The 13,096-nt window shown below is 76.0% G+C and carries 17 protein-coding genes and 1 tRNA gene; 8 read left to right on the top strand and 10 right to left on the bottom strand.

What is annotated here, in order from left to right; all coding sequences use genetic code 11:
* Positions 1-39: 39 nt before the first annotated feature.
* Both ACI8AK_RS17645 and hisN read left to right on the top strand, forming a co-directional pair.
* Positions 40-216, top strand: coding sequence for a DUF2795 domain-containing protein (locus ACI8AK_RS17645; RefSeq protein WP_387990253.1), 177 nt, complete (start codon positions 40-42; stop codon positions 214-216).
* 22 nt (positions 217-238) lie between these two features.
* Complete coding sequence (gene hisN / locus ACI8AK_RS17640) at positions 239-1,048, top strand: histidinol-phosphatase (RefSeq protein ID WP_456951518.1); 810 nt, start codon at positions 239-241, stop codon at positions 1,046-1,048.
* Between the two features lie 48 nt (positions 1,049-1,096).
* Here hisN and ACI8AK_RS17635 read toward each other — a convergent pair whose 3' ends face one another.
* The 4 genes from ACI8AK_RS17635 to ACI8AK_RS17620 all read right to left on the bottom strand — a co-directional run bounded on the left by ACI8AK_RS17635 (position 1,097) and on the right by ACI8AK_RS17620 (position 4,195).
* On the bottom strand, positions 1,097-1,285 hold the full coding sequence (locus ACI8AK_RS17635) for a hypothetical protein (protein WP_387990259.1): 189 nt from the start codon (positions 1,283-1,285) through the stop codon (positions 1,097-1,099).
* 86 nt (positions 1,286-1,371) lie between these two features.
* Positions 1,372-2,688 carry an FGGY family carbohydrate kinase gene (locus ACI8AK_RS17630; RefSeq protein ID WP_456957308.1) on the bottom strand — a complete coding sequence of 439 codons (1,317 nt, stop codon included), beginning with the start codon at positions 2,686-2,688 and terminating at the stop codon, positions 1,372-1,374.
* Positions 2,685-3,188, bottom strand: a complete 504-nt coding sequence (locus ACI8AK_RS17625) for an XdhC family protein (protein ID WP_387990264.1) — start codon at positions 3,186-3,188, stop codon at positions 2,685-2,687. Before ACI8AK_RS17625 ends, ACI8AK_RS17630 begins: the two co-directional genes overlap by 4 nt.
* A complete protein-coding gene (locus ACI8AK_RS17620) occupies positions 3,185-4,195 on the bottom strand; it encodes an aldo/keto reductase (protein WP_387990267.1) in 1,011 nt (336 codons plus the stop codon). The genes ACI8AK_RS17625 and ACI8AK_RS17620 overlap by 4 nt, the downstream gene beginning before the upstream one ends.
* A 99-nt stretch (positions 4,196-4,294) precedes the next feature.
* On the opposite strand from ACI8AK_RS17620, the gene ACI8AK_RS17615 reads away from it, so the two are divergent.
* Positions 4,295-4,819 carry a hypothetical protein gene (locus tag ACI8AK_RS17615; protein ID WP_387990270.1) on the top strand — a complete coding sequence of 175 codons (525 nt, stop codon included), beginning with the start codon at positions 4,295-4,297 and terminating at the stop codon, positions 4,817-4,819.
* 3 nt (positions 4,820-4,822) lie between these two features.
* Here ACI8AK_RS17615 and ACI8AK_RS17610 read toward each other — a convergent pair whose 3' ends face one another.
* Positions 4,823-5,602, bottom strand: coding sequence for an aldo/keto reductase (locus ACI8AK_RS17610; RefSeq protein ID WP_387990272.1), 780 nt, complete (start codon positions 5,600-5,602; stop codon positions 4,823-4,825).
* 183 nt (positions 5,603-5,785) lie between these two features.
* Between ACI8AK_RS17610 and ACI8AK_RS17605 the strand changes: the two genes are divergently transcribed.
* Both ACI8AK_RS17605 and ACI8AK_RS17600 read left to right on the top strand, forming a co-directional pair.
* Positions 5,786-7,168, top strand: coding sequence for a cystathionine beta-synthase (locus ACI8AK_RS17605; RefSeq protein ID WP_387990274.1), 1,383 nt, complete (start codon positions 5,786-5,788; stop codon positions 7,166-7,168).
* Positions 7,165-8,313, top strand: coding sequence for a cystathionine gamma-synthase (locus ACI8AK_RS17600; protein WP_387990277.1), 1,149 nt, complete (start codon positions 7,165-7,167; stop codon positions 8,311-8,313). The genes ACI8AK_RS17605 and ACI8AK_RS17600 overlap by 4 nt, the downstream gene beginning before the upstream one ends.
* Before the next feature lie 20 nt (positions 8,314-8,333).
* Here the strand turns inward: ACI8AK_RS17600 and map are convergent, their stop codons facing one another.
* On the bottom strand, positions 8,334-9,104 hold the full coding sequence (gene map, locus ACI8AK_RS17595; protein ID WP_456957306.1) for a type I methionyl aminopeptidase: 771 nt from the start codon (positions 9,102-9,104) through the stop codon (positions 8,334-8,336).
* Between the two features lie 66 nt (positions 9,105-9,170).
* Between map and ACI8AK_RS17590 the strand changes: the two genes are divergently transcribed.
* Complete coding sequence (locus tag ACI8AK_RS17590; protein WP_387990283.1) at positions 9,171-9,440, top strand: helix-turn-helix domain-containing protein; 270 nt, start codon at positions 9,171-9,173, stop codon at positions 9,438-9,440.
* A gap of 6 nt (positions 9,441-9,446) precedes the next feature.
* Here ACI8AK_RS17590 and ACI8AK_RS17585 read toward each other — a convergent pair whose 3' ends face one another.
* The 4 genes from ACI8AK_RS17585 to ACI8AK_RS17570 all read right to left on the bottom strand — a co-directional run bounded on the left by ACI8AK_RS17585 (position 9,447) and on the right by ACI8AK_RS17570 (position 11,551).
* Entirely contained in the window at positions 9,447-9,632 is a 186-nt protein-coding gene (locus ACI8AK_RS17585) for a ferredoxin (protein ID WP_387990286.1), read from the bottom strand.
* Complete coding sequence (locus ACI8AK_RS17580) at positions 9,632-10,981, bottom strand: cytochrome P450 (protein WP_456957304.1); 1,350 nt, start codon at positions 10,979-10,981, stop codon at positions 9,632-9,634. The genes ACI8AK_RS17585 and ACI8AK_RS17580 overlap by 1 nt, the downstream gene beginning before the upstream one ends.
* 105 nt (positions 10,982-11,086) lie before the next feature.
* Positions 11,087-11,377: a GNAT family N-acetyltransferase gene (locus ACI8AK_RS17575; RefSeq protein ID WP_387990292.1), complete on the bottom strand. Its 291-nt coding sequence runs from the start codon at positions 11,375-11,377 to the stop codon at positions 11,087-11,089.
* A gap of 97 nt (positions 11,378-11,474) precedes the next feature.
* Positions 11,475-11,551, bottom strand: a tRNA-Met gene (locus ACI8AK_RS17570).
* Positions 11,552-11,676: 125 nt separating this feature from the next.
* Between ACI8AK_RS17570 and ACI8AK_RS17565 the strand changes: the two genes are divergently transcribed.
* Positions 11,677-12,243, top strand: a complete 567-nt coding sequence (locus ACI8AK_RS17565) for a hemerythrin domain-containing protein (RefSeq protein ID WP_456957302.1) — start codon at positions 11,677-11,679, stop codon at positions 12,241-12,243.
* A gap of 139 nt (positions 12,244-12,382) precedes the next feature.
* On the top strand, positions 12,383-13,009 hold the full coding sequence (locus tag ACI8AK_RS17560) for an antibiotic biosynthesis monooxygenase (protein ID WP_387990298.1): 627 nt from the start codon (positions 12,383-12,385) through the stop codon (positions 13,007-13,009).
* The last annotated feature ends 87 nt before the right edge of the window (positions 13,010-13,096 follow it).

Raw genomic sequence — 13,096 nt, 5'->3', positions numbered from 1 at the left:
CGTGCATCGCAGCACGTGGGCGGGGGTAGCGGCACCGGCATGGTGAGCCCCATCGACCTCCAGAAGGCCCTCAAGGGCCTGGACTACCCCGCCAGCAAGGAGCAGATCCTCGAGCACGCCAAGGGCGCCGACGCGGAGGTCCTGGACGCGCTGCAGAAGATCGCGGACCGGGAGTACGAGGGGCCCAGCGGCGTCAGTGCCGCGGTCTTCGACTGACCGCCCGCTAGGTTCGGTGCCCATGACACCGGGCCGGGACTTCACGGGGGACATGCACCTGGCGCACGTGCTGGCCGACCAGGCGGACTCCATCAGCATGGAGCGGTTCCGGGCCCTCGACCTCGCCGTCGAGACCAAGCCGGACCTGACGCCGGTCACCGACGCCGACCGCGCCGTCGAGGAGCAGCTGCGCATCACCCTCGCCCGGGCCCGCACCCGCGACGCCGTGCTCGGCGAGGAGTTCGGCGTCACCGGCCACGGCCCGCGGCGCTGGGTGCTCGACCCGATCGACGGGACGAAGAACTTCGTCCGCGGCGTGCCGGTGTGGGCGACCCTCATCGCGCTGTTCGACGGCGACGAGGCGGTCGTCGGCCTGGTCTCGGCGCCGGCGCTCAACCGCCGCTGGTGGGCGGCCAAGGACGTCGGGGCCTGGACCGGGCGGCGGCTGGAGTCGGCCACCCGGTGCCACGTCTCCGGCATCACCGACCTCGGCGACGCGAGCCTGTCCTACTCCAGCCTGTCCGGCTGGGAGGAGCGCGGCCTGCTCGACGGCTTCCTCGACCTCACGCGGTCGGTGTGGCGCACCCGCGCCTACGGCGACTTCTGGAGCTACGTGCTGCTGGCCGAGGGCGCGGTCGACGTCGCCTGCGAGCCCGAGGTGTCGCTGTGGGACCTCGCCGCGCTCGACGTCATCGTGCGCGAGGCCGGCGGGCGGTTCACCGACCTCACCGGCGCCGACGGGCCGGCCGGCGGCAGCGCCCTCGCCACCAACGGCGCGCTGCACGACGCCGCGCTGGCGCACCTGCGCCTGCCCGACCCCGCCGCCCGGTGACGACGGAGGCCCCTCCCCGATCCCGGGGAGGGGCCTCCGTGTCCGGGGCTACGCCGTGGGGCGCGGGCCGCCGCCGGTGCCGCGGCCACCGGTGAACCGGCGACGGGCGTCGTCGATCCGCGCCTTGGTCTTGGGGTCCTTCGCCAGCTGCTGGGCCTTGGCCGACACCTGCTTGAGGGTCTGCTGACCCTTCGGGCTGCGGGCGAACTGGGCCACCTTGTCGAACACCGACGCCATCTCGCGTGCCTCCTCTCGCCGGGGCCCGTCCTGGGCCCTCCGTCCCGGTCAACGGTGCCCGGGCCGGCACCGTTCCATGCGGCCGGTCAGCCCCGCCGCGGCTCGACCGGCAGGCCGGTGCCGCGCCCGGCCAGCAGCGCCGCCCCGACCGCCGACGCGCTGCGCAGCGGCAGGTACCTCACCGGCCGGCCCAGCAGGCCGGCGAGGGTCTCCCGCACCAGCGGCGCGCGCCCCCCGCCCCCGGTCAGGACGACGGGGCCCCCGGGCACCTCCCCGAGCAGCGCGGCCGCCGCGGCGACGGCCGACAGCACCCCCTCGACGGCGGCCCGGGCGAGGTCTGCGCGGGTGGTGCCGGCGCCCAGGCCCGACCAGCCGGCACGGTCCTCCGGCCCGGCCACCCCGCCGCGCTCGCCGGTGAGGAACGGCCGGAACACCGCTCCCCCGGCCCCCGGGGGCGACGTCGCGGCCAGGTCGAACAGGTCGGCGGGCGGGACGCCGAGCACGCCGGCCACCCAGGTCCACGCCGAGCCGCCGTTCTGCAGCGCGGCCATCGCGTACCAGCCGCCCTCGGCGTCGGCGTAGCCGTGCACCGGCGGGTCGTCGGCCGGTGCGGGCGTCCAGCCGGGCCGCAGCACCTGCGCGCCGGTGCCGAGGTTGACCTGCAGCCCGGCGGTCGTGCCGGCCGCGAGCAGCGCCAGCGGCGTGTCCCCGCCGCCGACGACGACCGGGACCTCCGCCCCGCCGAGCACCGCCGTCCCGGCCACCTCCGCCGAGGGCCGCACCGCCGGGAGCAAGCCCGGCGGCACCCCGGCCGCGGCCCGCGCGGCGGCGGACCAGCCGTCGGCGACGACGTCCCACAGCAGCGTGGCCGAGGCGTCGCTGCGGTCGGTGACCCGCGGGTCGGTGCCGGGCAGCAGGGTGGCGCGGAGGGCGTCCTTGGGCAGCAGGACGGCCGCGGCGCGGTCGACCAGGTCGGGCCGGTGCGCCGCCAGCCAGGCCAGCACCGGGCCGGTCATGCCCGGCACCAGCGGGTTGGCCAGCGCGGCGCGGTCGGGAGCCGGCAGCGCCCGCCACCGGCGGACCTCCGCGGCGGCCCGCCGGTCCGGCCACAGCACCGCGGGCGCGAGCGCGGCGCCGGCGTCGTCGACGAGCACCGTGCCGTGCATCTGGCCGGACAGGCCCAGCCCGGCCACCGGCCGGCCGCCCAGCGCGGGCAGCAGCCGGGCGAGCGCGTCGTCGAACGCCGCCCGCCAGGTGCCGACGGCGCACTCGGCCCAACCCTCCCGCGGGCTGTCCACGGGGTAGCCGGCCTCGGTCTCGGCGACGGTGCCGCCGTCCTCGCCGAGCGCGACGAGCTTGAGCCCGCTGGTGCCGAGGTCGGCGCCGAGCAGGACGGCGCTCACCGCGGGCCGTGCGCGAACCCGCCGGAGCGGCCGGTGCGGTCGGCCAGCAGCCCGGCCAGCGTGCTCAGCGCGATCTCCGCCGGCGCGCGGGAGCCGATGTCCAGCCCGATCGGCCGGTGCACCCGGGCCACCTCCTCCGGCGGGACGCCGAGCGCGGCCAGCGCCGCCACGTGCGGGCCCTGGTGCCGCGGGTTGCCCATGACGCCGACCCAGCGGACCCGGCGGGCCAGCGCGTCGCGCAGCACCTCACCGAGCTCGGGGCGGTGGTGGTCGGTGACGACGACGTCGGCCCGGTCGAGGTCGAGGGCGTCCTCGAGGTCGGCCAGCGAGCGGGTGCCGTCCCCGCCGGCCGGGTCGACCAGCGCGGTGCGGAAGCCGAGCTCGGCGCCCCAGCGCAGCAGCACCTCGGCCACCGGGGAGGCGAACACAGCCACCAGCACCCGGTCGGTCGCGGGGGCGGCCGGTGCCCCGTGCGCGACACCGCACGCCGGGTCGCTCACGCGGCGCGCTCCGGGCTGTCGCCGTAGGCGTACCCGGCGTCGGCGTACCGGCCGCCGACGGCGACCCCGGGCGGGGCGATCTCGCCGAGCCGGGCGAGGTCGTCGGCCGACAGCTCCACGGCGAGCGCGCCGGCGTTCTCCTCCAGGTAGGACCGCCGCTTGGTGCCGGGGATCGGGACGACGTCGGGGCCCTGCGCGAGCACCCAGGCCAGCGCCAGCTGCCCGGGCGTGCAGCCCTTCTCCCCGGCCATCGCGCGGACGGCGTCGACCAGGCGCAGGTTCGCCGCGAACGCCTCCCCGGTGAACCGCGGGTGGGTGCGCCGCCAGTCGTCGTCGGCGAAGTCGTCGGGGCTGGTGATCGCGCCGGTGAGGAACCCGCGGCCGAGCGGGCTGAACGGCACGATGCCGATGCCCGCCGCGCGGGCGACGCCCAGGACCTCGGTCTCGAGGTCCCGGGTCCACAGCGACCACTCGCTCTGCAGCGCCGCGATCGGGTGCACGGCCACCGCCCGGCGGACCGACGCGGCCGACGCCTCCGACAGGCCGAGGTACCGGACCTCGCCCCGCTGCACGAGCTCGGCCATCGCCCCGACGGTGTCCTCGATCGGCACGCGGGGGTCCACCCGGTGCTGGTAGTACAGGTCGATCACCTCGACGCCGAGCCGGCGCAGGCTGGCCTCGGCGCAGGCGCGCACGTTCTCCGGCCGGCCGTCGATGTCCATGCCCCCGCGGTCGTTGCGCCGCAGCGAGAACTTCGTCGCCAGCTGCACCTCGTCGCGCCGACCGCGGATCGCCTCGCCGACCAGCTCCTCGTTGTGCCCGTCGCCGTAGACGTCGGAGGTGTCCAGGAAGGTGATGCCGAGGTCGAGCGCGCGGTGGACCGTCGCGATCGACTCGTCGCGGTCGGCGGCGCCGTACATCTGGCTCATGCCCATGCAGCCCAGGCCGAGGGCGGAGACGACCAGGCCGTTCCGGCCGAGCGTGCGGGTACCGGCGGGAGCAGTCATGCCCCGCATCCTCGTCCCGCCGCGAGCGGCCCCGCCACCGGCCGTTTCCGCGCCGGGCGCCCGGGTAGCCGCCCGGGCGACCGACCCCGGGAGGACCCCATGAGCGCGCGCCCCGCCCGCCGCACGGCCCGGCTGCTCGGCCTGGCCAGCCTCGGTCTCGGCACCTCGATGCTGGCCTCGCCCACGGCCGTCGCCCGCTTCGCCGGCGTCGACGACTCCCCCGTGGCGCTGCCGGTGGTCACCGCCGTCGGCGCCCGGGAGCTCGCGCACGCCGCCGGCCTGCTCGCCGGCCGACCCGGCTGGGCGTGGACCCGCGTCGCCGGCGACGCCGTCGACCTGGCCGTCATGGGCGTCGCCCTGCAGAACCGGCGCGGCGAGCGGGAGCGCCGGCTGCGCAACGTGCTCGTCGGCGCCTCGGTGCTGGCGGCGCTGGACCTGCTCACCGCCCTGCGCTCCCGGCGGCGGACGTCGGCCCCCACCCTGACCCCGGTGACCCGGCCGACGACGGGGCTGGTGGCCCCGCTGATCGACGTCCGGCCGGCACTGGCCGGCGAGCCCCGGCGCCCGGTCGCCACGGCCCCGGACGCCGGAGCCGTGGACGCCGGAGCCGTGGACGCCGGGTAGCTCTCAGCCGCGCGCCAGGCCGTCGACGCGGGCGACCTCCTCGGCCGACAGCGCGAAACCGCCGATCTCCAGGTTGGCCCGGATCCGCTCCGGGGTGGCCGACTTCGGGATCACCACCACCCCGTGCTCGACGTGCCAGCGCAGCACGACCTGCGCCGGGGTGACGCCGTGCGCGTCGGCGACCTCCCGCAGCACCGGGTCGCCGAGGTCGGTGTTCTTGAACGGGCTGTACCCCTCGAGGACGACGCCGCGCTCCCGGTGCCCGTCCTCCACCGCCGGGTCGTACAGCGCCGGTGCCCAGCTGACCTGGTTCACCTGCGGTGCCACGCCGGTCGCCCGGGCGAGCCGGTCCACCGCGTCCAGCGAGTAGTTGCTGACCCCGACCGCCCGGGCCCGCCCGTCCTCGCGGGCGGCGACGAACCGCTCCCACAGGCCCTCGTCGGAGCCGCCGGGCGGCCAGTGCACCAGCCACAGGTCGACCGCGTCGAGGCCGAGGGCGTCCAGCGACGCCGACAGCGTGCGGTCGGCCCGGCCCGCCTCGCGCGGCGGCAGCTTGGTGGTCACGAAGACCTCGTCCCGGTCGACGCCGGAGTCGCGCAGCGCCCGGCCGACCTCGGCCTCGTTGCGGTACATCGTCGCGGTGTCCAGGTGCCGGTAGCCGGCGTCCAGGGCGGTGCGGACGGCGTCGTAGCAGGTGCTGCCGGTCATCTGCCAGGTGCCGAAGCCGAGCAGCGGCATGCTGCCGCCGCCGGTCAGCGGCGCGGACGGGAGGGGCGCGGTCATGCCGCAGCCCTGCCCGGGCCGGCCGGCGGCGACACGCGCCTCGGCGGACGGACGCGGGCGGGAACCCGCCGACGACGGCCGCCGGCCCGGGGCGCGGAGGGGACGGCGGCGCAGCCGGGAAGCCGTCGGGGTGGTGGGATGGGACACACGGCGCCCACCCGGAGCGCCGACGAGGAGGTCCGCGTGCAGTACGCCGAGTCCGTGGTCGACCTGATCGGCGGCACCCCGCTGGTCCGGCTGTCGAGGGTCACCGCCGACCTCGGCCCGGACGCGCCGCTGGTGCTGGCCAAGGTCGAGTACCTCAACCCCGGCGGGTCGGTGAAGGACCGGATCGCCGTGCGGATGGTCGACGCCGCCGAGGCCAGCGGGGAGCTGAGGCCCGGGGGGACGATCGTCGAGCCGACCAGCGGCAACACCGGCATCGGGCTGGCGCTGGTCGCCCAGCAACGCGGCTACGAGTGCGTCTTCGTGTGCCCGGACAAGGTCAGCCAGGACAAGATCAACGTGCTGCGGGCCTACGGCGCCGAGGTCGTCGTCTGCCCCACCGCCGTCGACCCGTCGGACCCGCGGTCGTACTACTCCGTCTCCGACCGGCTGGCCCGCGAGACCCCCGGCGGCTGGAAGCCCGACCAGTACGCCAACCCGGCCAACCCGCGCTCGCACTACGAGACCACCGGCCCGGAGATCTGGGAGCAGACCGAGGGGAAGGTGACCTGCTTCGTCACCGGGGTCGGCACCGGCGGCACGATCAGCGGCATCGGTCGCTACCTCAAGGAGGTCAGCGACGGCCGCGTCCGCGTGGTCGGCGTCGACCCCGAGGGGTCGGTGTACTCCGGCGGCACCGGACGGCCCTACCTGGTCGAGGGCGTCGGCGAGGACTTCTGGCCCGAGGCCTACGACCGCTCGGTCGCGGACCGGATCGTCCCGGTCTCCGACGCCGACTCCTTCCGCATGACCCGCCGGCTGGCCCGCGAGGAGGGGCTGCTGGTCGGTGGCTCCTGCGGGATGGCCGTCGCCGGCGCGCTGCGCGCCGCGGAGGAGCTGGGGCCCGACGACGTCGTGGTGGTGCTGCTCCCCGACGGCGGCCGCGGCTACCTCAACAAGATCTTCAACGACCGGTGGATGGCCGACTACGGCTTCCTCGACGTCGCCACCGGCGAGACGGTGGGCGAGCTGCTCGCCGCCAAGGACGGCGCGACGCCGGTGCTGGTGCACACCCACCCGAACGAGACGGTGCGCGACGCCATCGACATCCTGCGCGAGTACGGCGTCAGCCAGATGCCGGTCGTGCGGGCCGAGCCGCCGGTGACCGCCGGCGAGGTCGTCGGCTCGGTGGACGAGAAGGTGCTGCTCGACGCCCTGTTCGCCGGCCGCGCCTCGCTGGCGGACCGGGTGGAGAGGCACATGTCCGCGCCGCTGCCGATCATCGGCTCCGGCGAGCCGGTCAGCGCCGCGGTGGCGGAGTTCGGCGAGGCCGACGCGCTGGTGGTGCACGTCGACGGCAAGCCCGCGGGTGTGGTCACCCGGCAGGACGTGCTCGGCCACCTGGCGGGGGTGACCCGGTGACCGGGTTCTCCGGCTTCGACACCCGCGCGATCCACGCCGGGCAGGACCCCGACCCCGCCACCGGCGCCGTCGTCGTCCCGCTGCACCTGGCCACCACCTTCAAGCAGGACGGCGTGGGCGGGCTGCGCAACGGCTACGAGTACGCCCGCAGCGCCAACCCCACGCGCGACGCCCTGCAGCAGCTGCTGGCCTCCCTCGAGGAGGGCACCGCCGGCCTGGCGTTCGCCTCCGGCCTGGCCGCCGAGGACACCCTGCTGCGCACCGTGTGCGAGCCCGGCAGCCACGTCGTCCTCGGCGGCGACGCCTACGGCGGCACGTTCCGGCTGATCTCGAGGGTCGTCTCGCGCTGGGGCGTCGAGCACACCCCCGTCGACCTCAACGACCCCGACGCCCTGCGCGCCGCGATCCGGCCCGGCGCCACCCGCGTGATCTGGTGCGAGACGCCGACCAACCCGCTGCTCAACGTCGCCGACATCGCGCTCACCGCCGAGGTGGCGCACGAGGCCGGCGCGCTGCTCGTCGTCGACAACACCTTCGCCAGCCCCTACCTGCAGCGGCCGCTCACCCTGGGCGCCGACGTCGTCGTGCACTCAACGACGAAGTACCTCGGCGGGCACTCCGACGTCGTCGGCGGCGCGCTCGTCGTCCGCGACGCCGACCTCGCCGAGCAGCTGGCCTACCACCAGAACGCCATGGGCGCGGTGTCCGGCCCGCTGTCGGACTGGCTGGTGCTGCGCGGGATCAAGACCCTCGGCGTGCGGATGGAGCGGCACCAGGCCAACGCCGCCCGGATCGCCGAGTACCTCACCGGGCACCCGGCGGTGTCCCGCGTGCTCTACCCCGGCCTGCCCGACCACCCCGGCCACGACATCGCGGTCAAGCAGATGTCCGGCTCCGGCGGGATGCTGTCGTTCCGGGTGGCCGGCGGCGAGGAGGCGGCGCTGCGGGTCTGCGAGCGGGCGCGGCTGTTCACGCTGGCCGAGTCGCTGGGCGGGGTGGAGTCGCTGATCGAGCACCCGCACCGGATGACGCACGCCAGCGCCGCCGGCTCGCCGCTTGAGGTGCCGGGCGACCTGGTGCGCCTGTCGGTGGGCATCGAGGACGTCGACGACCTGCTCGCCGACCTGGAGCAGGCGCTGGCCTGACGGCCTCAGCGCGGGGCGGGTCAGCGCGGAAGGGTCAAGATCCTCGGGCCGTCCTCGGTGACCGCGACCGTGTGCTCGACGTGCGCGGCCCGGCTCCCGTCGGCGCTGCGCAGCGTCCAACCGTCGGCGTCCACCCGGTAGTCGTCGCTGCCGCCGGCGAGGAACCACGGCTCGATCGCGATCACCAGCCCGGCGCGCAGCGGCACGCCGCGGCCGGCGCGGCCCTCGTTGGGCACGTGCGGCGCCTCGTGCATGGTGCGGCCGACGCCGTGCCCGCCCTGGTCGGTGTTGATGCCGCAGCCACCCGCCCGCCCGACCGCCCCGAGCGCCGCCGAGACGTCGCCCACCCGGTTGCCGACCACCGCCGCCGCGATCCCCGCCGCCAGCGCCCGCTCGGCGGTCGCCACGAGCGCGAGGTCCTCGGGCCGCGCGGTGCCGACGGGGAAGGTGATCGCCGAGTCGCCGACCCAGCCGTCCAGGGTGGCGCCGGCGTCCACGCTCAGCAGGTCGCCTTCCTCGAGCTCCCGGGTGGTCGGGATGCCGTGCAGGGCGACGTCGTTGACCGACAGGCAGACCACGCCCGGGAACGGCGGGGTGGTCGCGTGCGGGGCGTAGCCGAGGAACGGCGAGCCGGCGCCGGCGTCGGCCAGGACGTCGCGGGCCACCCCGTCCAGCTGGGTCAGCCGGACACCGGGGGCGGCCGCGGCGCGGACGGCGGCGAGCACGTCGGCGACGACCGCCCCGGCGGCCCGCATGGCCTCCAGCTCGCCCGGCGTGCGCAGCTCGATCATCTGGGTCCTCCCGGGATCGGTGTCCCGGCAGCACCGGGATTCATATCCCGGTATTACTATCACGCCATGGTGCGACCGCCGCTGAGCCCCGAGGAGCGCGAGCGCGGCCGCCGGCTGGGCGCGTTGCTGCGGGCCGCGCGGGGCGACCGCTCCCCCGCCGAGGTCTCCGCCGCCTCCGGGGTGAGCCTCGAGGCGCTGCGGAAGATCGAGTCCGGGCGGGTGCCCACCCCGGCGTTCTTCACCGTCGCCGCCCTGGCCCGGACGCTCGACGTCCCGCTCGACCGGCTGGCCGCGGACCTCACCGCGCCGGGCGCCGGGACCGCGCTCTCCGCCTGAGGGCGTTCAGCCGGCGATCGACAGCGCCCCGGTCGGGCACTGCTGCACGGCGTCCCGCGCGGCGTCCCCGTCGTCCGGCGTCTCCTGCAGCACCCGCACCGCGCCGTCGTCGTCGACCTCGAAGACGTCCGGGGCGAGCAGCTCGCACTGCCCCGAGCCCACGCACAGCTCGCGGTCGGCGGTGACCCGCATCAGCGGGTCCCGCCGAGGCGGGCCGGCAGCCGCTTGAGGCCGTTGACGAACGAGGACGCCAGCCGGTCGGGCGGGCCGGTGACCTCGAGGTCGGGCAGCTGGTCGAACAGCGCCCGGAAGGTCACCTGCAGCTCGCGGCGGGCCAGGTGCGCGCCGAGGCAGAAGTGGGGGCCCTTCGAGCCGAACCCGACGTGCGGGTTGGGGTCGCGGCCGATGTTGAAGCGCTGCGGATCGGCGAAGACCTCGGGGTCGCGGTTGGCCGCCGCGTAGAACAGCAGGAACTTCTCCCCGGCGGTGAACCGGTGGCCGCCGATCTCGCCGTCCCGGGTGGCGGTGCGGCGCATCCAGGTGACCGGGCTGACCCAGCGCACGACCTCCTCGACGGCGGTGCGGTCCAGCGACGGGTCGGCGGCCCACCGCGCCCGCTCCTCGGGCCACTCCGACAGCGCCAGCAGGCCCTGGGAGATGGCGTTGCGGGTGGTCTCGTTGCCGGCCACCAGCAGCAGGATGAAGAACGAGGCGATCTCCTGGTGGGACAGCCTCTCGCCGTCCACCTCGGTGGTGACCAGCGCGGTGGTGAGGTCGTCCCGGGGCTCGGCGACGCGCTCGGCGGCCAGCCGCTCCATCAGCGCGGCCATCTCCGCGCCGGCGGTGAGGAAGGCGGTCAGCGGGTCGTCGTTCTCGATGAGCTCGGGGTCGCCGCCGGAGAGGATGACGTTCGAGTTGGCCAGCACGGCCGCCCGGTCGGCCTCGGGGACGCCCATCATGTCGCAGATGACCCGCAGCGGGATCGGGGCGGCGATGTCGGCGACGACGTCGATGACGCCGTCGTGGGCCGCAGCCGTCACCCGGGCCCGCGCCAGGACGTCGTCGACGACGGCGCGCACCGAGTCCAGGGTCCGCTCGAGCATCCGCGGCGTGAACGTCTTCGAGACGATCCGGCGGATCTTGGCGTGCCGCGGGTCGTCCATGCTGATCAGCGAGCCGTAGAACTCGTGCAGCTCGGCCGGGACGTCCTGCATCGACACCGCGCCCTGCCCCGAGCAGAACACCGCCGGCTGGGAGCTGATCGCCTCGAGGTCGGCGTAGCGGGTGACGGCGTGGTAACCCGGGCCGGCCGGGATGCCGGGCAGGTCGGGCTCGGCGAAGAACGCGAAGGGCCGCTCCCGGCGGAGCCGGTCCAGGGCCGCGTGCCGCTCGGCCGGCGGGCGGGTCCACCAGTCCCGGTCGGACAGGTCGACGTCGCCGAGGTCGACGTCGGTGGGGTCGACGTCGGTGGGGTCGACGTCGGTGGGGTCGGCGACCTCCGCACCGGACTCTGTCTGGGGGATCGGGGCCTCGACGCTCACGGGCGACCTCCTCGTCGAGCGGTCAGCAGTGACCGTCAACCTAGAGAGGACGCCGTGTGACGGGCAACACACCCGTGTACGGGCCGGCGCCCGACCCTCCGCGGGTCAGGCGTCGCCGCGGTCGACCAGGTCTCCGTACTCGGGGTGGCGCTCGATCCAGCCGCGGACGAACGAGCAGCGCGGCACCACCGTCTCCCCGCGCGACCGGACGTCGTCCAGGGCCGCCCGGACGAGCCTGCCGCCCAGCCCGGACCCCTCGGCGTCGGGGTCGATCTCGGTGTGGGTGAAGACCACCCGCGCACCCCGCCGGGAGTACGCGGCCAGCCCCAGGAGGCGGTCGCCGTCGCGGATCTCGTAACGCTCGGACTCGGGGGCGTCCTGCACGGTCGGCTCCATGCCGTTCCGCAACCGGGCCGGCGCCCGCCCTGTTCCCGTCGACCACCCCGGGATGCGACGAGGGCCCCGGAGCGTCTGCTCCGGGGCCCTCGTGCCGTGGTAGCGGGGACAGGATTCGAACCTGTGACCTCTGGGTTATGAGCCCAGCGAGCTACCGAGCTGCTCCACCCCGCGTCGGTAGGACCCACTGTACACGCCTCCCCGGGGCCGGTGCGGGGGGTGTGGGCAGCGCCACCCGGGTAGGACCGCGGTGCCGGGTGAGCAGCCGCCCGGCACCGTTCCGGCCCGGAGGCAGCCCGATGACCGCGAGTACGAGCAACCAGGACGTCGTCGAGATCCTGACCACCGACCACCACGAGGTCCTCGACCTCGTCGGCCGCATCCCGGCCGCCGATCCCGCCGAGCGGCGGGACATGGCCGACACCGTGATCGCCGAGCTGATGCGGCACTCGGTCGCCGAGGAGATGTTCGTCTACCCGGCCATGCGCGAGCACCTGCCGGACGGCGAGGCGGCGGTGCAGGACGACATCCAGGAGCACCAGCAGTTGGTGGAGGTGATGAAGGAGCTCGAGGACGTCGACTCCGCCGACCCCCGGTTCCTCGAGACCCTCGGCCGCCTCGAGCAGGTGCTGCGCCACCACGTCACCGACGAGGAGACCGAGCAGTTCCCCCAGCTGCGCGCCCGGTTGAGCCCGGACCAGCTCGTGGAGATCGGCCGGAAGGTGGAGTCGGCGAAGAAGGCCGCGCCCACCCGGCCGCACCCGTCGTCGCCGCACAGCGCGCTGTTCCACAAGACCGTGGGACCGGGCGTCGGGATGGTGGACCGGCTCCGCGACGCGCTGACCGGCCGGTCGGACAACACCTGAGGCACCGGGACCCGGTCCTCCGGCGGAGGACCGGGTCCCGCGCGGCGCCGGGGACCTTGTCCGGCGCCGGGCGCGGGAGGACGCTCGACCGCGCGGCGATGCCGCAGGGGCACCGCCGCCGGTCCGAGAGGGGGGCGGCATGTACGCCCGATCCACCACCATCCGCGCCAACCCCGGTTCGCTCGACGACGCGATCGCGTACGTGCGCGACGAGGTGTGGCCGGCCCTGCAGGACATGGACGGCTGCGTCGGCCTGTCGATGATGTGCGACCGGGAGTCCGGCCGGTGCATCGCGACGTCGGCGTGGGAGGACCGGGAGGCGATGCGAGCCAGCGCCCAGCGCGTGCACCCGCTGCGCGAGCACCTGGTGGAGCGCTTCGGGACGGGTGAGGACCCCGAGGTGCAGGAGTGGGAGATCGCCGTCCTGCACCGGGAGCACACCGCCGCGGACGGCGCCTGCGCGCGGCTCACCTGGAGCCGCGGCGACCCGGCCCGGGTCGACCAGATCCTCGAGATGTACCGCTCCACCCTGATGCCGCGCCTCCAGGAGCTGCCCGGCTTCTGCAGCATGAGCCTGCTCGTCGACCGGGACAGCGCCCGCGCCGTCGGCACGGTCGTCTTCGAGGACCGCGCGCACCTCGAGGGGACGCGGGACCAGGCGCGCATGCTCCGGGAACGGGCCGTCGACACCATGGGCATCGACATCCTCGACGTCGCCGAGATGGACCTCGTCCTCGCCCATCTCCGGGTACCCGAGACCGTCTGACCCCGGGCACCCCGGGGGGACGGAACGGCACCGGGCCCCCCCCCCGGGGGGGGGGGGGGGGGGGCGGCGGGGGTTTGGGGGGGTGCG

The organism is Geodermatophilus sp. SYSU D00867 (assembly GCF_054050315.1).
Note: the sequence above shows the minus strand (reverse complement) of the source record. Positions and strands in the feature narration are given on the sequence as shown.